The organism is Pseudooceanicola pacificus, assembly GCF_009789075.1.
Classification (GTDB): Bacteria; Pseudomonadota; Alphaproteobacteria; order Rhodobacterales; family Rhodobacteraceae; genus Pseudooceanicola; species Pseudooceanicola pacificus.
Window position 1 is genome coordinate 385,069 of the sequence record NZ_WNXQ01000001.1, and the last position, 18,383, is coordinate 403,451.

General features: G+C 65.6%; 17 protein-coding genes. 7 read left to right on the plus strand and 10 right to left on the minus strand.

The genetic code is table 11. The features are described 5' to 3' along the window. Nucleotides 1-213 precede the first annotated feature (213 nt). From GLS40_RS17790 to GLS40_RS01825, 4 genes are all read right to left on the minus strand, one after another. Nucleotides 214-354 carry a hypothetical protein gene (locus GLS40_RS17790; RefSeq protein WP_202075771.1) on the minus strand — a complete coding sequence of 47 codons (141 nt, stop codon included), beginning with the start codon at nucleotides 352-354 and terminating at the stop codon, nucleotides 214-216. Between the two features lie 182 nt (nucleotides 355-536). Continuing rightward, a complete protein-coding gene (locus GLS40_RS01815) occupies nucleotides 537-935 on the minus strand; it encodes a (deoxy)nucleoside triphosphate pyrophosphohydrolase (protein ID WP_160380889.1) in 399 nt (132 codons plus the stop codon). Continuing rightward, nucleotides 935-2,164, minus strand: a complete 1,230-nt coding sequence (argJ, locus tag GLS40_RS01820; protein WP_160380890.1) for a bifunctional glutamate N-acetyltransferase/amino-acid acetyltransferase ArgJ — start codon at nucleotides 2,162-2,164, stop codon at nucleotides 935-937. The genes GLS40_RS01815 and argJ overlap by 1 nt, the downstream gene beginning before the upstream one ends. Before the next feature lie 5 nt (nucleotides 2,165-2,169). Beyond that, nucleotides 2,170-3,075 (minus strand): peptidylprolyl isomerase, encoded by a 906-nt coding sequence (locus tag GLS40_RS01825; RefSeq protein WP_160380891.1) that lies wholly within the window; start codon nucleotides 3,073-3,075, stop codon nucleotides 2,170-2,172. A gap of 189 nt (nucleotides 3,076-3,264) precedes the next feature. Here GLS40_RS01825 and secA point away from each other — a divergent pair, with 189 nt between their 5' ends. The 4 genes from secA (at nucleotide 3,265) to GLS40_RS01845 (ending at nucleotide 9,850) form a co-directional block, all read left to right on the plus strand. After that, nucleotides 3,265-5,982, plus strand: coding sequence for a preprotein translocase subunit SecA (secA, locus tag GLS40_RS01830; RefSeq protein ID WP_160380892.1), 2,718 nt, complete (start codon nucleotides 3,265-3,267; stop codon nucleotides 5,980-5,982). Nucleotides 5,983-6,129: 147 nt separating this feature from the next. Then, nucleotides 6,130-7,143, plus strand: coding sequence for a hypothetical protein (locus GLS40_RS01835; protein ID WP_160380893.1), 1,014 nt, complete (start codon nucleotides 6,130-6,132; stop codon nucleotides 7,141-7,143). Between the two features lie 24 nt (nucleotides 7,144-7,167). Then, nucleotides 7,168-8,742 (plus strand): phosphate ABC transporter substrate-binding/OmpA family protein, encoded by a 1,575-nt coding sequence (locus GLS40_RS01840; RefSeq protein ID WP_160380894.1) that lies wholly within the window; start codon nucleotides 7,168-7,170, stop codon nucleotides 8,740-8,742. Between the two features lie 109 nt (nucleotides 8,743-8,851). Continuing rightward, complete coding sequence (locus tag GLS40_RS01845; protein ID WP_160380895.1) at nucleotides 8,852-9,850, plus strand: NADP-dependent oxidoreductase; 999 nt, start codon at nucleotides 8,852-8,854, stop codon at nucleotides 9,848-9,850. 7 nt (nucleotides 9,851-9,857) lie between these two features. On the opposite strand, the gene polA is transcribed toward GLS40_RS01845, so the two are convergent. The 3 genes from polA to GLS40_RS01860 all read right to left on the minus strand — a co-directional run bounded on the left by polA (nucleotide 9,858) and on the right by GLS40_RS01860 (nucleotide 13,529). Further along, complete coding sequence (polA, locus tag GLS40_RS01850; RefSeq protein WP_160380896.1) at nucleotides 9,858-12,656, minus strand: DNA polymerase I; 2,799 nt, start codon at nucleotides 12,654-12,656, stop codon at nucleotides 9,858-9,860. Between the two features lie 112 nt (nucleotides 12,657-12,768). Next, the gene (locus GLS40_RS01855) at nucleotides 12,769-12,972 is read right to left on the minus strand and encodes a zinc-finger domain-containing protein (RefSeq protein WP_160380897.1); all 204 of its coding nucleotides are present in this window, start codon (nucleotides 12,970-12,972) and stop codon (nucleotides 12,769-12,771) included. Between the two features lie 71 nt (nucleotides 12,973-13,043). After that, a complete protein-coding gene (locus GLS40_RS01860) occupies nucleotides 13,044-13,529 on the minus strand; it encodes a DUF1203 domain-containing protein (RefSeq protein WP_160380898.1) in 486 nt (161 codons plus the stop codon). A gap of 177 nt (nucleotides 13,530-13,706) precedes the next feature. On the opposite strand from GLS40_RS01860, the gene GLS40_RS01865 reads away from it, so the two are divergent. Next, entirely contained in the window at nucleotides 13,707-14,114 is a 408-nt protein-coding gene (locus GLS40_RS01865; RefSeq protein ID WP_160380899.1) for a GFA family protein, read from the plus strand. A gap of 16 nt (nucleotides 14,115-14,130) precedes the next feature. Then, on the plus strand, nucleotides 14,131-14,538 hold the full coding sequence (locus tag GLS40_RS01870) for a GFA family protein (protein WP_160380900.1): 408 nt from the start codon (nucleotides 14,131-14,133) through the stop codon (nucleotides 14,536-14,538). Nucleotides 14,539-14,554: 16 nt separating this feature from the next. Here the strand turns inward: GLS40_RS01870 and GLS40_RS01875 are convergent, their stop codons facing one another. Both GLS40_RS01875 and GLS40_RS01880 read right to left on the minus strand, forming a co-directional pair. Next, a complete protein-coding gene (locus GLS40_RS01875) occupies nucleotides 14,555-14,932 on the minus strand; it encodes an HIT domain-containing protein (RefSeq protein ID WP_160380901.1) in 378 nt (125 codons plus the stop codon). Nucleotides 14,933-14,940: 8 nt separating this feature from the next. Further along, complete coding sequence (locus tag GLS40_RS01880) at nucleotides 14,941-16,518, minus strand: DUF5928 domain-containing protein (RefSeq protein ID WP_160380902.1); 1,578 nt, start codon at nucleotides 16,516-16,518, stop codon at nucleotides 14,941-14,943. A gap of 143 nt (nucleotides 16,519-16,661) precedes the next feature. Between GLS40_RS01880 and GLS40_RS01885 the strand changes: the two genes are divergently transcribed. Beyond that, the gene (locus GLS40_RS01885) at nucleotides 16,662-17,480 is read left to right on the plus strand and encodes a sulfotransferase family protein (RefSeq protein WP_160380903.1); all 819 of its coding nucleotides are present in this window, start codon (nucleotides 16,662-16,664) and stop codon (nucleotides 17,478-17,480) included. 30 nt (nucleotides 17,481-17,510) lie between these two features. Here GLS40_RS01885 and GLS40_RS01890 read toward each other — a convergent pair whose 3' ends face one another. Continuing rightward, on the minus strand, nucleotides 17,511-18,380 hold the full coding sequence (locus GLS40_RS01890; RefSeq protein ID WP_160380904.1) for a methyltransferase domain-containing protein: 870 nt from the start codon (nucleotides 18,378-18,380) through the stop codon (nucleotides 17,511-17,513). Between the last annotated feature and the right edge of the window lie 3 nt (nucleotides 18,381-18,383).

The window sequence follows — 18,383 nt, forward strand, 5'->3', positions numbered from 1 at the left end:
ATCCGCGCGCCCGGCAGGCGCCAGCCCTCGCCACATATGTGACGGGGCTACAGGGCTACAGGGCTACAGGGCTACAGGGCTACAGGGCCGCATAACGAAAAACGGCCCGCCGAAACAAGGCCGTTTCCGTATTCCGTTGAGTGTCGGAATGCGCCCTTCGCGCCCCATCCGACGCTGTGGTCACATCACGTTTCGCGCCCCGGGGGGCGCCGATCAGGCGGCGGCTGCCTGGCTGACCGGAGTGCCGACAAAAATCCTGTCGCCAACACGTACCTCGACCCGGCCGTCCGACAGAGTCCTGACGAACATGCCCTGAACCGAGACACAGCTTCCCATTGTGATAGTCCGATGCATTTCAATCCCTCCCCAGAGAATTGGTGCGTCCGGTTATACAACCAATCGGTTAACCGATCACTTAAATTTTCGATCCAATCTGCCAAAAGAGTGTGAGTTATGTGACAAATTTCGCCTAAATGTTGATCAACCCGCCCGAAATCCACAAAATCCGCCGCGATTCACAAAAATGCCGCATTGCGTCATAGCCAATCGCGGAGAATCGGAATCAGCGGCAGGTCGGCGGGCGGCATGGGGTAATCGCGCATGTCGCGGGGGCGGACCCACTTCAGAACCTGCCCTTCGCGCGCCTGCGGCGTGCCCTCCCACTTGCGGCAGGCAAAGAGCGGCATCAGCAGGTGGAACGAGTCATAACCGTGCGAGGCAAAGGTCAGCGGCGCCAGGCAGGACTGCCAGGTGTCGATGCCCAGTTCCTCTTTCAGCTCGCGGATCAGGGCGGCCTCGGGCGTTTCGCCCGGTTCGACCTTGCCGCCGGGGAATTCCCAAAGGCCCGCCAGCGACTTGCCCTCGGGTCTCTGGGCCAGCAGCACGCGCCCGTCGATGTCGATCAGCGCGACCGCCGAAACCAGGACGACCCTCATCAGGAGCGATAATCCGCGTTGATGTCGATGTAGCCGTGGGTCAGGTCGCAGGTCCATACGGTGGCGGCCCCGCCGCCCATGCCCAGATCGACCTTTATCGACAGCTCCTGCCCCTTCATGTGGGCGGCGCCGTCGGCCTCCTTGTAGTCGGCCGAGGCCCAGCCCTTGTCGGCCACCAGCACGTCGCCGAACCAGATCGAGATCAGGTCGCGGTCGGCCGGGGCGCCGGATTTGCCGATCGCCATGACGATGCGGCCCCAGTTCGGATCCTCGCCCGCGATGGCGGTCTTGACCAGCGGAGAGTTGGCGATGGCCATCGCATGGGTCCGCGCATCGGCGTCCGAGGGCGCGCCGCTGACGTGGATTTCCACAAATTTCGTCGCGCCTTCGCCGTCCTTCACCACCTGGTGGGCGAGGTCCAGCATCACGCCGCGCAAAGCCTCGATGAAGGCGGTGTTGCCTTCCGTCACCCGCACGCCCGAAGCGCCGGTCGCCGCCATCAGCAGAGTGTCCGAGGTCGAGGTGTCGCTGTCCACGGTGATGCAGTTGAAGGTCAGATCCGACAGGGTCGACACCATGTCCTGCAGCACCGGGCGTTCCACCGCGGCGTCGGTGAAGATGTAGACCAGCATCGTCGCCATGTCGGGCGCGATCATGCCCGAGCCCTTGGCGATGCCCGCGATCCTGACCACCTGGCCGTCGATCATGACTTCGGCCGAGGCCCCCTTGGGGAAGGTGTCGGTGGTCATGATGGCCTTGGCGGCTTCTTCGATCTTGCCTTCGTCCAGCACGGCAGCCAGATCGCCCAGCTTGGCGGTGATCCGCTCGGCGGGCAGCTTTTCCCCGATCACCCCGGTCGAGGAGGAAAAGACGCGATCCTCGGGCAGCCCCAGGACCGCGGCGGCGGCGGAGGTCACGGCGCGAGTCGCCTCGATCCCGTTGCGCCCGGTAAAGGCGTTGGCATTGCCCGAGTTCACCACGATGGCGGCACCGGCATCGCCGTCGCCGCCGATCTTGGCCTGGCAATCCAGCACCGGGGCAGACCGGGTGCTGGATTTGGTAAAGACCCCGGCCATCGTCGTGCCGGGGGCCAGGCGGGCCAGCATCACGTCGGTTCGCCCGGCATATCGCACCCCCGCCGCAACGGTGGCGAAGGATGCGCCGCGGATCACCGGTAGCGCCGGAAACGCCGCGGGGGCGAGGGGAGAGACGGGATACTTGCCAGCCATGAACCTTACTCCAGAAGGTCGGAATTCGTCAGCAGTGTCGGGTCGACGCCCTTGGCACCGCTGCGGTCGATTTCGGCCTTTTGGGTCAGTTCGTCAATATGCGCTTCGACGGCGACACGCTGGAGTTCGTTGACGATCTCGTCGCGGACCTCTTCCAGCTTGGGCGCCGACTTCTCGCGGGTCTCGTTCAGCATGATGACATGCCAGCCGAACTGCGTCTTGACCGGGGTGGCGGAATGGGCGCCCGGCTCCATCTCGGCCACGGCGGTTTCGAATTCGGGCACCATCATGCCCTTGCCGAACCAGCCCAGATCGCCGCCGTTGGGACCCGAGGGACCGGTGGAATGCTCTTTCGCCAGCTCGGCGAAATCGGCGCCGTTGTCCAGCTCCTCGATCAGCTTCTTGGCCTCGTCCTCGGTCTCGACCAGGATATGGGCCGCGCGATACTCGACCTCGGGCTCGGCGCTGGAATATTTCTCGGAATAGGCGGCCTCGATCTCGTCCTCGGTCACGGCGCCGGCCAGGAAGTCATCGACCGCCTCGCCCGCGATGAGGGCACGGCGCTCGTTTTCGAGCGTCAGGTCGACCCGCTTGGGCACCTCGCCCTGGAACGACTTTTCAAGCACCGCCTGCTGCACCAGCTGGTCGAGGATACCCTGGAACAGAACGTCGGGCGGCAGCTGGTTGTATTGCTGCGGCAGGCCCAGGCGGACCAGGATCATGTGGCCCAGGGTGATGTCGGTGCCGTCCACGGTCGCCACGACGGTCGAGGCATCGGCCGGGGTGGCGGCGGTTTCCACCTGGCTCTCGGTCGCCGCGGTGCCCGTGTCGCTGCTCTGGGCCAGAGCGGGCAGAGGCAGCGCCAGGGCCAGGGCAACGAGTCCGGGACGAAGCGGGGTGAGATATGACATAAGCGGTCCTTCCTTCAACCGTGCGCGGGAATGCCCCATTGGCACGGCGTTGACACTATCGGGTCACCCCCTTACATCGCCTTATGTTAAAGGCGTAGGGGGCCATTCCGGCCCGTTCTATGGGTGGCGGCACGGCCAGACAACCCCGCGCATTCGCACGAAACCGTCAATGACCGGAACGGACGCACCATGCTGGGTATCGGAACAATCGCCAAAAAGGTGTTCGGAACGCCGAACGACCGCAAAATCAAGGCGACGCGGCCGATAATCGAGCAGATCAACGCCCTGGAGCCCGAGTTCCAGGAGCTGAGCGACGCGGCCCTGAAGGACAAGACGGAAGAGCTGGCCAAGCGCGCCATGGCCGGCGAAAGCCTGGACAAGCTGCTGCCCGAGGCCTTTGCCAACTGCCGCGAGGCCGCCAAGCGCGCCCTGGGGCTGAGGGCCTTTGACGTGCAGCTGATGGGCGGGATTTTCCTGCATCAGGGTAACATCTCCGAGATGAAGACCGGCGAGGGCAAGACCCTGGTCGCGACCTTCCCGGCCTACCTGAACGCGCTGACCGGCAAGGGCGTGCATATCGTCACGGTCAACGACTACCTCGCCAAGCGTGACGCCGAATGGATGTCGAACGTCTATGGCGCCCTGGGCCTGACCACCGGCGTGATCTACCCGCAGCAGCCTTCGGACGAGAAGATGAAGGCCTATCGCTGCGACATCACCTATGCCACCAACAACGAGCTGGGTTTCGACTACCTGCGCGACAACATGAAATCCGAGCTGACCGAGATGTTCCAGCGCGGCCACAACTTCGCGATCGTCGACGAGGTGGACAGCATCCTGATCGACGAGGCACGCACGCCGCTGATCATCTCGGGCCCCGCGCAGGACCGCAGCGACCTCTATACCGCCATCGACAAGCTGATCCCCGAGCTGACCGATGACATGTACACGCTGGACGAAAAGCAGCGGCAGGTGACCTTTACCGACGCGGGGAACGAGTTCCTGGAACAGTCGCTGCACCGGTCGGGCCTGCTGCCCGAGGAACAGACGCTCTACGATCCGGAAAGCACCACGCTGGTGCACCACGTGAACCAGGGTCTGCGGGCGCACAAGATGTTCACCCGCGACAAGGATTACATCGTCCGCAACAACGAAGTCGTGCTGATCGACGAATTCACCGGCCGCATGATGTCCGGCCGCCGCCTGTCCGAGGGGCTGCACCAGGCCATCGAGGCCAAGGAAGGCGTGCAGATCCAGCCAGAGAACGTGACCCTGGCGCAGGTGACCTTCCAGAACTATTTCCGCCTCTACGACAAGCTGGCGGGCATGACCGGTACCGCCGTGACCGAGGCCGAGGAATTCCAGGAGATCTATGGCCTGGGTGTTGTCGAGGTGCCGACCAACCGGCCCATCGCGCGCAAGGACGAGGACGACGCCGTTTATCGCACCACGGCCGAGAAATACGCCGCCATCGTCGAGACCATCCGCGAGGCGCAGGCCAAGGGCCAGCCGATCCTGGTCGGCACCACCTCGATCGAGAAGTCCGAGGCCCTGTCCAACCTGCTGAAGCAGGCCGAGCTGCCCCACAGCGTGCTGAACGCCCGCCACCACGAGCAGGAGGCGCAGATCGTCGCCGATGCCGGCAAGCTGGGCGCGATCACCATAGCGACGAACATGGCCGGCCGCGGGACCGACATCAAGCTGGGCGGCAATGTCGAATTCAAGGTGATGGAGGCCATCGCCGCCAATCCCGACACCCACCCCGACGAGGTCCGCGCCAAGATCGAGGCCGAGCATTCCGAGGCCGAGGAAAAGGTGAAACAGGCCGGCGGCCTCTTCGTGCTGGCGACCGAGCGGCATGAATCGCGCCGGATCGACAACCAGCTGCGCGGCCGCTCTGGCCGTCAGGGCGACCCGGGGCGGTCGAGCTTCTTCCTCTCGCTCGAAGACGACCTGATGCGGATCTTCGGCTCGGAGCGTCTGGACAAGGTGCTGTCGACCCTCGGCATGAAGGAAGGCGAGGCCATTATTCACCCCTGGGTGAACAAGTCGCTGGAACGCGCCCAGGCCAAGGTCGAGGGCCGCAACTTCGACATGCGCAAGAACGTCCTCAAGTTCGACGACGTGATGAACGAGCAGCGCAAGCTGATCTTCAAGCAGCGGATGGAGATCATGGAGGCCAAGGATCTCTCGGAGATCGCCGCCGACATGCGCCACCAGGTCATCGACGACATGGTCGACCAGTACATGCCGCCCAAGACCTACGCCGACCAGTGGGACACCGAAGGGCTCTATGCCGCCGCCATCGAGAAGCTGGGCATCGACGTTCCCGTCGTCGCCTGGGCCGCCGAGGAAGGCGTGGATGACGAGCAGGTCGCCGAGCGGCTGGAGCAGGCCTCGGACGAGGCGATGGCCAAGAAGGCCAGCCAGTTCGGCCCCGAGAACATGCGCATGATCGAAAAGCAGATCCTGCTGCAGACCATCGACCGCAAGTGGCGCGAGCACCTGCTGACGCTGGAACACCTGCGTTCGGTCGTGGGCTTCCGCGGCTACGCACAGCGCGATCCGCTGAACGAGTACAAGACCGAGGCCTTCCACCTGTTCGAGGGCATGCTCGATTCGCTGCGCGAGGACGTGACCGCGGCCCTGTCGCGGGTCCGCCCGATGACCGAGGAAGAGCAGCGCGAGCAGATGGCCCTGTTCCAGCAGCAGATCGCGGCCCAGCAGGAGGCCCTGCGCCAGCAGCAGGAGGCCGCGCAGGCCACCCAGGCGGACCCGGCCCAGCCCGGCGCCGCGCGCGAGGGTTTCGACGAAAACGACCGCTCGACCTGGGGCGAACCGGGGCGGAACGAATCCTGCCCCTGCGGGTCCGGCAAGAAGTTCAAACACTGCCACGGCGCCCACTAACGACCGCGCGGGGAAAGCGGCCCGGCCGCTTTCCCTTTGCAAACAGACGCATAGTCGCCCCAATGAGTCCGCCCGCCGGACACAAACAGGCCAAACTTTGCTGACATCTTCCTTCTTCGTCGGCGCAAGACCGGGAAAGAGGGTAGAATGATCATCATCCGCAAGATCGCTTTGGCGACCGCTGTCGTCAGCACCGCTGTTGCCGTCGGGTTCCTGATGCAGCGCGATGCTGACCGATCCGCGCCGCTGCAATCCGCCACCCCGGTCGAGGAAACCGTGCTGTCGCTCGACACCGGCGGCGACGGCGCCGATCTGGACCTGCAGGACATCATCCTGACCTCGGCCAGCGATCCCGGCCCCCTGGCCGGCAAGGGCCGCGCCGTGGCCGCGCCGACCGTGGCGCCCCGGATGACCCATCCTTCGGCCGAACGCAGCGACACCGCCCCGGCCCCGATCGAGGCTCCGGACGTATCCCGCGCCGACTGCCCCGTCACGATGGAGGCCGTCACCCGCCCCGGCGCGATGGTCCGGCTTGACCTGCACGCGCCCTGCCAGCCGCTGGACCGCGTGACCTTTCACCACGAGGGCATGACCTTCACCGAGGTGCTGGATGCCAACGGCGCGATCCGCGTCGACGTGCCCGCGCTGCAGGTCGATGCGGTCTTCATCGCCGCCCTGCCGAACGGCGAGGGCGCGATCACCGCGGCCGAGGTGCCGGCCCTGAAATTCCTGGATCGCGCGGTGCTGCAATGGTCCGGCATCGGCGGGTTCGAAATGCACGCGTTGGAATATGGCGCCGATTTCAACACCGACGGGCACATCTGGTCCGGCCACACCGCCAGCCCCGGCGCCGCCGAACGCGGGCGCGGCGGCTTCCTGACCCTGCTGGGCGACGATGCGCTGCTGACCAGCAATCTGGCGCAGGTCTACACCTACCCGAGTGCCACCGCCCGCGCCGCAGGCGAGGTGGACCTGTCGATCGAGGTCGAGGTCACCCGCACGAACTGCACCGATGTGCTGAAGGCGACCAGCCTGCAGACCAGCCCCACCGGCAAGATCGTCAAGCAGGCGATGCAGGTGCCCATGCCGGGCTGCGATGCAGTGGGCGATTTTCTGGTGTTGAATAATCCCGCAAATGATCTGAAACTCGCCAGCAACTGAGGCGAGCTTCGGACCAAATCTTTGTTGCAGGACGGACGTGCGGCGAAATTCGCCGCACTTTTCCTTTGGATCGCATTCACCCTGTCGGGCCCCCGGGCCGGGCTGGCGCAGGACGTGACGCTGCTGTCGCGCGACGGCTCGGTCGAGGTCAGCGGCACGCTGCTGGGGTTCGACGGCGAATACTATCGCATCGACACGGTTTACGGAGAGCTGACGGTCGACGGCTCGGGCGTGATCTGCGACGGGCCGGGCTGCCCCGATCTGCAGGCCTATGTCGCTGAACTGGCGATCTCGGGCGCCTCGACCACCGGCGAGGTGCTGCTGCCCGCGCTGGTCGAAGGCTTTGCCCTGCGCAACGGCTACGGCGTCAGCCGCGAGGACCTGAGCCCCACCCGCGTGGTCTATACCCTGATCGAAAAGGCCGAGAACCGGATCGCGGCGCGGTTCTCCATCCATTCGGCCAATACCGACGAGGGCTTTGCCGATCTGCTGGCGAACGAGGCCGATCTGGTGATGGCCCTGCGCGAGGTCCGCGATGAAGAGGCCGACCGCGCCCTGGATGCCGGGCTGGGCGACCTGCGCGGGCGCAACCGCTCGCGCGTGCTGGCGCTGGATGCGCTGGTGCCCATCGTCGCCCCCGGCAACCCGGTGCGCGAGATCACGGTGCCCGACCTGGCCCATGTGTTTTCCGGCGCCATCGACAACTGGCAGGCGCTTGGCGGGCCGGATGCGCCAATTGCGGTGCATCTGCGGGATGCGGCCTCGGGCCTGGGGCAGGCGGCCGAGGATCGCCTGCTGGGCCCGATCTCGGCCAACCTGCGCAGCGACGCCACGCGGCACAAGACGGATGCGGCGCTGGTCAAGGCGGTGCTGCGCGATCCCTTTGCCATCGGCCTCGCCTCGGCCTCGGGGATCGGCAATGCGGTGGCGCTCGGGCTGGCTGGGAACTGCGGTTTCACCATCCACGCCACCCGCCGCAACGCCAAGACCGAGGACTATCCGCTGACCGCGCCGGTGTTCCTCTACAGCCCCGCCCGGCGGCTGCCCAAGCTGGCGCGCGAATTCCTGGCCTATATCCGCACCCCCGCCGCGCAGCTGGTGATCCGGCGCACCGGATTCACCGACCAGTCGCCGGAAGAGGTGTCCATCGACGACCAGGGCGACAGATTCGCCAATGCCATCGCCCGCGCGGGGGACGAGATCGGCCTGACCGAACTGAAACGGATGGTCACCACGCTGGCGCCGCTGCGGCGGCTGACGATCACCTACCGTTTCGAAACCGGATCGGCGGCGCTGGATCCGCAATCCCGGTCGAACGTGCAGCAACTGGCGGCGGCACTGGAATCGGGCATGTTCGACGGGCGCAAGCTGGTCTTTGTCGGCTTTTCGGACGGCGAGGGCCAGGCCGAGGGCAACCGCAACATCGCGCAGCGGCGCGCCGAATCCGTGCTGCGCGCCGTGAAGGCCGCCGCCGAGACCGCCAATTTCGACCAGCTCGAACTTGGGGTCGAAACCTTTGGCGAGGCGATGCCGATGGCCTGCGATGACAGCGCCTGGGGCCGCCAGGTCAACCGGCGGGTCGAGGTCTGGCTGCGCTGACCGCCGGACGGGCCGCAGCGTTTTCTGCGTTTGCACAGCAAGGTGTTGCCGCAGCGCCGCAACGCAGGCATCCTGACCCTGCACCGACTCCGTTTCCGGGGATACGATCATGCGAGCCGTTCTTCTGACCGGGTATGGCGGACCCGAGAAAACGCGCCTGACGTCTGTCGACAAGCCAAGCATCGGCGCCGGTGACCTGCTGGTGCGGGTGACGGGCGCCGGGCTGAACCCGCTCGACTACAAGACCCGAAAGGGCGAGGTCAGGGTGATCCTGCGCCGCCGCCTGCCCTTTGTCCTGGGCAACGAGCTGTCGGGCGAGGTGGTCGATGCCGGGCAAGACGTCCGCGATTTCGCCGTCGGCGACCGCGTCATCGGGCGGGTCGAGAAATCGCGCCTTGGCGGTTTTGCCGAATATGCCGCCATCGACGCCTCGGTCACGGCCCATGCGCCTGCCTCGATCCCCCTGGCCGACGCGGCCGGCCTGCCGCTGGCCGGGCTGACCGCCCTGCAGGCGCTGAGCGAGCTGCAGGCCGGCCCCGGCCGCCATATCCTGATCACCGGCGGCGCCGGCGGTGTCGGCACCCTGGCCATCCAGATCGCCCGCATCCTGGGAGCCGAGATCACCACCACCGCCTCTCCCCGCGGCGAGGCGCTGGTGCGGGACCTCGGGGCCGATCACGTGATCGACTACACCACAACCGACCTGGCCAGTGTCGAAACCCGCTTCGACGGGGTGTTCGACCTGATGGGGGGCAAGACGCTGAACGCCTGTTTCCGCCTGTGCAAACCGGGCGGCACGGTGCTGACGATTGCCGGCATGCCCGATGCCTATACCGCACGGCACGACCTGGGCGCCGGGTGGATCCTGCAACTGCTGTTCGACCTGGCCGCGCGCCGCTACCGGCAGCTGGCACGAGAGCATGGCGTGACCTATCGCTACATGTTCATGCGGCCCGACGGCCCGGGCCTGACCCGGCTGGTGAAATGGGTCGACGCGGGCAAGCTGCGCCTGATCGTCGACAGCCGTCACCCGTTTGACGATTTCCCCAAGGCCATGGCCCATCTGGAATCCGGCCATGCCAAGGGCAAGGTCCTGCTGCGGATGTAGCCCGGGGTCAGTGCGCCTCGGCCCAGTTGGCGCCCTTGCCGGCGTCGACCACCAGCGGCACCGCCAGCTTCACCGCCGGATCGGCGGCCCCCTCCATCACCTCGCGGGCGACCTTGATCACCGCGTCCTCGGCGCCTTGGTCGACCTCGAACAGCAGTTCGTCATGCACCTGCAGCAGCATCCGGGCGGGCAGATGCGCGATGGCGTCGTCCATGCGGATCATCGCGCGCCGGATCACATCGGCCGCAGTGCCCTGGATCGGCGCGTTGATCGCCGCCCGCCGGGCAAAGCCGGCATGCGGGCCCTTGGCGTTGATCTCGGGCGTGTTGATCCGCCGCCCGAACAGCGTCTGGACAAACCCGTGCTCCTTGGCAAAGGCCACGGTGTCGTCCATGTATTCCCGGATCCCCGGGAAGCGCTCGAAATACCGGTCGATGAAGCCCTGCGCCTCGGCGCGCGGGATCCGCAGGTTGCGCGCCAGGCCAAAGCCGCTGATGCCGTAGATCACGCCAAAGTTGATCGCCTTGGCCTGACGCCGGACATCGGGCGTCATCTCCGCCATCGGCACGTTGAACATCTCTGACGCGGTCGCCGCGTGAATGTCCTGCCCGTCGCGGAACGCCTCCTTCAGCGCCTCGATCCCCGCGATATGGGCCAGGATGCGCAGCTCGATCTGCGAATAATCCAGCGACAGCAGCACCTTGCCGCTGTCAGCCACAAAGGCCTCGCGGATGCGCCGCCCCTCTTCCGTCCGCACCGGAATGTTCTGCAGGTTCGGATCGGTCGAAGCCAGCCGCCCGGTGTTCGCCCCGGCGATGGAATAGCTCGTATGCACCCGCCCCGTTTCGGGGTTGATATGCTCCTGCAGCGCGTCGGTATAGGTCGACTTCAGCTTGCTCACCTGCCGCCAGTCGAGGATCCGGCGCGGCAGTTCATGCTCGGTCGCCAGGTCCTCCAGCACGTCGGCCCCGGTGCCATAGGCGCCGGTCTTGCCCCGCTTGCCCCCGGGCAGGGACATCTTGTCGAACAGGATCTCGCCCAGCTGCTTGGGCGATCCCACGTTGAAGGTCTCTCCCGCCAGCTCGTGGATCTCGGCCTCCAGCCGGGCCATCGTCTGGCTGAAGGCATTGGACATCCGGCTCAGCGTGTTGCGGTCGACCTTGATGCCCGCCATCTCCATCCGCGCCAGCACCGGCACCAGCGGCCGTTCCAGCGTCTCGTAGACGGTTGTCACCTTGCGCAGATGCAGCTGGGGCTTCATCACCTGCCACAGGCGCAGGGTGATGTCGGCATCCTCGGCGGCGTATTTCACCGCATCGGCGATCTTCACCTTGTCGAAGGTGATCATGCTCTTGCCCGATCCCAGCAGCGACTTGATCGGGATCGGCGTGTGCGACAGATAGCGCTCGGCCAGCGCATCCATCCCGTGCCCGTGCTCCCCCGCATGCTGGGCATAGGAGATCAGCATCGTGTCGTCGATCGGCGCCACCTGCACGCCATAGCGGGCAAAGATCTTGGCGTCGTATTTCATGTTCTGCCCGATCTTGAGGACGGCATCGTCCTCCAGCACCGGCTTCAGCGCATCCAGCACGGCGTTCAGGGGCAGCTGCCCCGCGGCCAGCGCATCGTCGCTGAACAGCCCCTCGCCGTCGCCCGCCCGATGGGCCAGGGGGATGTAGCAGGCCTGCCCCGCCTCGCAGGCCAGCGAGATCCCCACCAGATCGGCGGTCATCTCGTTCAGCCCGGTGGTCTCGGTATCCACGGCGACATAGCCCCGCTCGCGGATCCGCGCGATCCAGACCTCCAGCGCGGCCATGTCGGCCACGCATTCATAGGCCTCCGGGTCGATCGCCGGGGCCTCGGGCGCATCCGGCAGGTCGGGCGCGGTGGCGGGCGCCTCGGGGATCTCGGGCGCCTCGACACCCAGGCTGTCGGAGATCCGCTTGCTCAGCGTGCGGAACTCCATTTCGGCGAGGAAGCCCAGCAGAACCTCGGCCTCGGGCGCCTTCACCTCCAGGTCGTCCAAGGTGAAATCCAGCGGCGTCTCGCAATCCAGCTGCACCAGCCGCTTGGACAGCTCGATCTGGGCGCGGTTCTCGACCAGGGTCTGCCGCCGCTTGGGCTGCTTGACCTCCTCGGCCCGGTCCAGCAGCGTCTCCAGATCGCCATACTCGTTGATCAGCAGCGCGGCCGTCTTGATCCCGATCCCCGGCGCGCCCGGCACGTTGTCCACACTGTCGCCCGCCAGCGCCTGCACATCGACCACACGGTCGGGATAGACGCCGAACTTCTCGAACACCCCGTCGCGGTCGATGCGCAGGTTCTTCATCGCATCCAGCATCTCGACCCCGTCGCCGACCAGCTGCATCAGGTCCTTGTCGGAGCTGATGATCGTCACCCGCCCCCCGGCCGCGCGCGCCTGGCAGGACAGGGTGGCGATGATGTCATCCGCCTCATAGCCCTCCAGCTCCTTGCAGGCGACGTTGAACGCCTCGGTCGCGCGGCGGGTCAGCGGGATCTGCGGGCGCAGATCCTCGGGCATCGCCTCGCGGTTGGCCTTGTAGAGGTCGTACATGTCGTTGCGAAAGGTATGGCTGCCCTTGTCGAAGATGACGGCCACATGGGTCGGCGCATCCGGCCCGGTGTTCCCCTCGACATAGCGATGCAGCATGTTGCAAAAGCCGCTGACCGCCCCGATCGGCACCCCGTCCGACTTCCGCGTCAGCGGCGGCAGGGCGTGATAGGCGCGAAAGATGAAGGCCGAGCCGTCGATCAGATGCAGATGGCACCCCTTGCCGAATCCCATGCCGCTCTCCCTCTCGCGGGGGTCGGGCGCGCCCCCCTGCTTCCTCTTGCCAGAAATATGCCCGCCGGAGGCATCGCGGCCGCCAGGCCGCGACCCGGGGCGCAACCGCGCTTCAGGCCTTCAGGCCCGGGTTTTCCGCCGTCTCGCCCTCACGGCCCTTCAGAACGTATCTCGCGTCGCAATAGCCGCATTCGACGTAGCCGGTCTCTTCCGGGATATGCAGCCAGACCCGGGGATGCCCAAGCGCACCTTCGCCGCCGTCGCAGGCGACCTTGTGGCTCTCGACGATCTTCGTTTCGGGGGCGTCAAAGCTCATCCGGGGCATTCCTTTTTCCGACCGCGGCAACGGGGCCGAATATGGGCGATTGCCGCGGTCGGGGCAAGGCGTCAAAGCGCGGGCGGCGCCTCTCCGGACCGGGTCACCCGCGCCTGGAAGCAGTTGTTCCGGGCCGAGCGGATATCGACAAATGCCACGCGCGGCTCGGCCAGCAGCGCCGCCGCCCGTGCGGGGATATCGCCCACCGGCACGATGCCCCCGGTGCCATAGACGATACGCTCCCCGGCGGAGTATCCCTTCACCAGGTACTCCGGGCTTGCCAGCGCCGGCGGGATGCCCTCGCCCTCCCAGGCGGCGCAGTCCGCGGCGCAGAGGAAGACCGGCCCCACCTCGGCATAGGGCTGCGGCGCGCTGAAGGGGCGCCATGCCAGGATCAGCATTCCCGCGCCCTCGGGGATCATCCGCAGGCAATGGCGGCAGGGATTGGCCCCGCCGTCCGATGTAGCGCGTTCGGGCAGCTGCCCGTTGGCATCCGGCGCCCCGGCGCGAAAGGCGCGGGCCACGGCTGTCGGCATCGGGTGAATCGTCACGTCCATCTCGGACCTCCTTGCAATGATCGCGCCGCCATATGACCCGGGCGCCGTCTCCCGCTCGACCCGGATTCTGCGCAATGCGGGACGGCGGGCGGGGCGAGGGCGCAGCCGAGCGCCGGACGGCGTCCCTTCCCTGTCCCGGCCCCACGGCATACCATCCCGCCAACAGGGGAGGATTCGATGGTCTGGACAGGTGGATGCTACTGCGGGGCCGTGCGCTACCGCGCCGAGGGCAAGGCGCTGTTCAAGGCCCAGTGCCATTGCCGTGAATGCCAGTACATCAGCGGCGGCGGCCCGAATTATTTCCTGATGGTCGGCCATGAGGGTTTCGCATGGACGGCGGCCGAACCGGCCGCATTTGCCCGCAGCGACCTCGACAGCCCTGTCACCCGCCGCTTCTGTGCGACCTGCGGCACCCATATCGCCACCGAACGGCCCGGCGCGCGCACCTATGTGCTCAAGGCCGGGACGCTGGACGATCCGGCCAGCTATGGCGGCCCCACGGCCGCGATCTACATGTGCGACACCCAGGCCTTCCACCTCGTGCCCGAGGGCCTTCCCGCCTTCGACAAACTTCCCCCGCGCTGACGACAGGAGAGATCAGATGACCACCACCACCGGAGGCTGCTATTGCGGTGCCACCCGCTACGCGCTGGAGGGCGAGCCGCTGCGCCGTACCGCCTGCTACTGCCGCGAATGCCAGTACCTCAGCGGCGGCGGGGCCAATTACGTCATGGCCTACACGCCCGAGAATTTCACCTGGACCAAAGGCACCCCGACGGATTTCGCCCGCTCGGACCTCGACGCCCCGCGCAAGCGGCAGTTCTGCCCGACCTGCGGCACCCATATCACCACCGTGCGCCCGGACGGTTCGATGGTCATGGTCAAGGCGGGCACGCTGGACGATCCGGCCTTCTACGGCCAGCCCGAGAACATCATCCAGACCGCGGATGCCCAGCCCTTCCACCTCTTCCCCGAGGGCGTTCCGGCCTCGGAACGCTTCCCGGGCTAGGCTCTGACCCCAGGGCCTAGTCGGGCTGCACCATGCGGCCCATGCTGCGGCCGCCCAGGACATGGACATGCAGGTGGGGCACCTCCTGCACGCCATGCGCCCCGGCATTCGAGATGAAGCGGCAACCCTCGCCATCGCTGGCGGTCACGCCCGTCATCTCGCAGACCTTGCCCACCGCGCGGGTGAAATCCACGATCTCGGCATCGCTCGCGGCCTCGGCGAAATGATCGTAGGTGACATAGGGCCCCTTGGGGATCACCAGCACATGCACCGGGGCCTGCGGGCGGATGTCCTCGAAGGCCAGCGAATGCTTGGTTTCCAGAACCGTCTTGTTGGGGATCTCGCCCCGCAGGATCTTCGCAAAGATGTTCTGGTCGTCGTAAGTGTAACCCATATCGCTCCTCAATCGACGAAAAGGTGCTCCATCGCCGCGATGTCGCGCGCGGTCTCACGCGGGAGCGAGAGAAATTGCGACAGCGGACCGGCATTCTGCTCGGCGCTGTCGGACTGGCGGATCCGGTAGAAGTGTTCAAGTCCCTCGTCGCGGATCCGGTCCGTCTCGAAGGCGATATCGTTGCGGATCGTCGGCAGCAGCCGTTCCAGCGTATCCTTCGACGTGGTCTCGCCTGCCAGCCCGACACGCTTGGCATGGCCGATCAGGTACTCTTCGGTGAACTGGCACTCGACCTCCAGCAGCTTGGTGACCGAGCGGTCGCCGGCAAAATCCTTGATCAGCTCCAGCGAGTTCGGGTCCAGGCAGATGATCATCCGGTCCGTGTTGTAATAGTCGAACAGCATCCGCATCAGCGCCCGGCGGTGCCGCGTCCGCTTGCCCAATGAACGCTGGATGCCGCCCAGATCGGGCAGTTTGGTGTCTTCCTCGTGGAACAGATATTCGATCGCGGGCAGGTTTGTGACCTGGCGGATCCGGTCCAGCAGGCGTTTCGCCACGTGCCACTTCTTGCAGATCACGATCATCAGCTCGCGCTCGCGGCCCAGCGAATTCTCGGCCTCCCAGAACCGCAGGCCAAAACGGCGCCCGATGCGGCCCCGGTTGGTGAGGAACTTGAACAGGCTCCGCCCCTCGTTCGAGATCTGGAAGTTCACGCCCTTGGCGGCATAGAGCTGACCCAGGCGGCGCTTCAGCTGCTGCGCCTCGGGGCTGATCTTGCGGGCGAACAGGAAATCCTGGCTGAGCAGCAGGTCGTAGTGATCGTTGTAGAACGTCACCGGCATGCCGTAATCGGTGAACATCAGGAAGGTCAGCGTGCGCGACCGGATCTCGGGACCCGGCACCAGGTGGCGCACAAGCGTCTGGAAAAACGTCTCGTCCGGGATCCAGGTGGTGCGGAAAAAGCGCATCACGTCCTTGCGGGCGCGGGTGAATTCCAGGATCGCCTCGACCGTGCGGCGGCGCAGGCACCACCACTGGCTGCCGATCTGGATTTGCAGATCCTCGGGGATCTTGCGCTCCAGCCCCAGCCGGCGCTGCCATTCCAGCGACTGGTAGAACAGCCACTTGCGCCCGCGCTCGTTGAAGTAGTGGCGGTAGATCAGCCGCTCTTCCTTGATGCCGGTCTTGATCCAGTCGCTTTCGAAAAAGTCGAAGCTCTCGACATAGTCGACATCGGAGCGGTTCAGGTAGTCATGGGCGAACTCGGCCGATTTCACCGCCATGCAGTCGCCTGACAGCATGTAGAAATGGGTCGCCCGGGGAAAGGCGTCGACGGCGGCCTCGATGGCGTGGAGCGTCGCCTGCACCAGCGACCACTCGCCCCAGCCGCATTTGATCCGGCGGCGGGCAAAGGTCACCCGGGGGTTGTTCGCCAGCGCTTCGCGGATCCGCTTGTAGTGTTCGGGCTTGGCGCGGGCGTCGAAGTGGATCGACATGTAGTCGCCCACGGCGGTAAGCCGTTCAGCCTGTTCGATAATGGCGGCCGGGTCCTTGTGGCACAGCAATATGAAAGCGATGCTCGCCATAGGGCGTGTAACTCCGGCAACGGAAAAGGTCTTCCTTAGTGATAAGCACGAACGCTGATTGATTAAACCGGATAAGTTTGCTTTTTAGGTGGGCAAGCCTGTAGGGCCGAAAAAACAGGCTGGACGCCGGAGGCAGAGCAAACATGGGTTTTCCCGGAACCTGGATGACCGAGAGCGAGAGTGTCGTGTACCGTGTGGTGCCGAAATGCGCCTGCTCGACCATCGGTCAGATCATGTTTTATTCCGACCACGGCGCGTTTTTCGACGGTGACATCCATGACGCCACCGGCGGCATGCACAAATGGGCCATCGAGGACAGCCAGAAGTTGATCGAGGACAACGTGCGCGGGCACAAGTCCTATGCCTTCACCTGCGTGCGCAACCCCTATACCCGCATCTTGTCGTCCTTCTTCGACAAGATCTGCGGCATCCAGCGCAACGGCAACCGCTATCGCGGCAACCTGGTGCCCCTGCTGATCCAGAAATACGGGATCGAGGTCGGCGGCCCCGACGGCAAGGACGAGTTCGACCAGATCAAGTCGTTCCGCCGCTTCCTGCTGTTCGCCCGTGACACCATCCGCTGGCGCCGCCCGATGGAGCCCGACATCCACTGGTCGGCGATGGCCGGCCATATCTCGACCTATATCGTGAACGGCGGGCGCTACGACCACATCTTCTGGACCGAAAGCTTCAACGACGGGATGCAGGTCGTGCTGGACAGCATCGACAGCCGCCACGCGATCGACCTGAAGGAAATACCTCGCTTCAACGAAAGCGAGGGGCACGGCCCCAAGCGCGCGCATCCGGTCGAGGACTATTTCGACGATCTGTCGATGCACCTGGTCTACGAAATCTACAAACGCGACTTCGACCTGTTCAAATACGATTTCGAGAACCCGGCCAACAAGATGCCGATCGCCGAGATCGACCTGGACGAAGTCCACGCCAAGCTGGGCGAATAGGCCCGCCCCCCGGGGGCGCGGGCCCGGGGTTCAGATGTCGTTCCGGTCGTAGGTCGGCGGGATGTAGCTTGTCTGGATATCGCGTGCGAGGCCGCGCGCGCTTTCGCTTCCGGGATTGGCCGATTTCTTGAGGATGCAGATGAAGTCCATGTTGTAGGTGGGCTGCAGCATGATCATCTCGAACTGGATCAACCCGAGGTCGATGAAGTCGCCGATCAGCTCCGCGAACACCGGCGGGTCGAAATGCGACTGGTGGACAAAGGCATCCCGCGCGGTTTCGCCCCCGTTGTCCAGCAGGGCCTTCACATCGGCGATCCAGTCCTTGCGCTTGGCGACCAGCCGCCGGTCGGCCTGCTCGGCCGTCCAGCCGCCGATCTTCACCCCGTCGGGGCGCACGCCGTAGCGCATCTCGTCGACAAAGGCCTGGATCGACCCCTTGTCGCGCTGCTCGATATAGGCCTCGACAAAGGCGCCAAGCAGCGTGGTCTGCTTCAGGCAGTCGAAGCAGAAGTTCTTGTCGGGGATCACCATCGCGTAAAGCCCGTCATCCACCAGCACCTCGCCGACCTCGCGCAGGTGGCCGATCAGATTGGGGATGTGTTCGACCACATGGGACGAGGCGGCCCAGTCGAACCGCTCCCCCTCTGTCAGCTCGGCCAGCGTCTTGGTCCGGTCGAGGATGAAGTCGATCTCTTCCACCAGGTCGGGATTGCGGCCCTGCTGTTCCATCAGCTTCCTGAGGGCGCCGGTGCCACGGCTTTCGACGTATTTGACCTGTTTCCCCTCGCTCTTGCGGAACATGGGGTCGACGTGGGGCCCGAGCTCCAGGCCGCGCTTCGACTCGGCGTCGATATACGTCGCGATGGTCTGAATCTTTTCTTTGCGGGTAAAATGAAGCATGTC

Bases quoted from the DNA above. Each gene is read 5' to 3' on its own strand.
- GLS40_RS01855 (WP_160380897.1), bottom strand. From the start codon at position 12,972: ATGAGCTTTGACGCCCCCGAAACGAAGATCGTCGAGAGCCACAAGGTC.
- GLS40_RS01845 (WP_160380895.1), top strand. From the start codon at position 8,852: ATGCGAGCCGTTCTTCTGACCGGGTATGGCGGACCCGAGAAAACGCGC.
- polA (WP_160380896.1), bottom strand. From the start codon at position 12,656: ATGGGATTCGGCAAGGGGTGCCATCTGCATCTGATCGACGGCTCGGCC.
- GLS40_RS01860 (WP_160380898.1), bottom strand. From the start codon at position 13,529: ATGGACGTGACGATTCACCCGATGCCGACAGCCGTGGCCCGCGCCTTT.
- GLS40_RS01890 (WP_160380904.1), bottom strand. From the start codon at position 18,380: ATGCTTCATTTTACCCGCAAAGAAAAGATTCAGACCATCGCGACGTAT.
- GLS40_RS01815 (WP_160380889.1), bottom strand. From the start codon at position 935: ATGAGGGTCGTCCTGGTTTCGGCGGTCGCGCTGATCGACATCGACGGG.
- GLS40_RS01885 (WP_160380903.1), top strand. From the start codon at position 16,662: ATGGGTTTTCCCGGAACCTGGATGACCGAGAGCGAGAGTGTCGTGTAC.
- secA (WP_160380892.1), top strand. From the start codon at position 3,265: ATGCTGGGTATCGGAACAATCGCCAAAAAGGTGTTCGGAACGCCGAAC.
- GLS40_RS01835 (WP_160380893.1), top strand. From the start codon at position 6,130: ATGATCATCATCCGCAAGATCGCTTTGGCGACCGCTGTCGTCAGCACC.
- GLS40_RS01875 (WP_160380901.1), bottom strand. From the start codon at position 14,932: ATGGGTTACACTTACGACGACCAGAACATCTTTGCGAAGATCCTGCGG.
- GLS40_RS01825 (WP_160380891.1), bottom strand. From the start codon at position 3,075: ATGTCATATCTCACCCCGCTTCGTCCCGGACTCGTTGCCCTGGCCCTG.
- argJ (WP_160380890.1), bottom strand. From the start codon at position 2,164: ATGGCTGGCAAGTATCCCGTCTCTCCCCTCGCCCCCGCGGCGTTTCCG.
- GLS40_RS01870 (WP_160380900.1), top strand. From the start codon at position 14,131: ATGACCACCACCACCGGAGGCTGCTATTGCGGTGCCACCCGCTACGCG.
- GLS40_RS01880 (WP_160380902.1), bottom strand. From the start codon at position 16,518: ATGGCGAGCATCGCTTTCATATTGCTGTGCCACAAGGACCCGGCCGCC.
- GLS40_RS01865 (WP_160380899.1), top strand. From the start codon at position 13,707: ATGGTCTGGACAGGTGGATGCTACTGCGGGGCCGTGCGCTACCGCGCC.
- GLS40_RS17790 (WP_202075771.1), bottom strand. From the start codon at position 354: ATGCATCGGACTATCACAATGGGAAGCTGTGTCTCGGTTCAGGGCATG.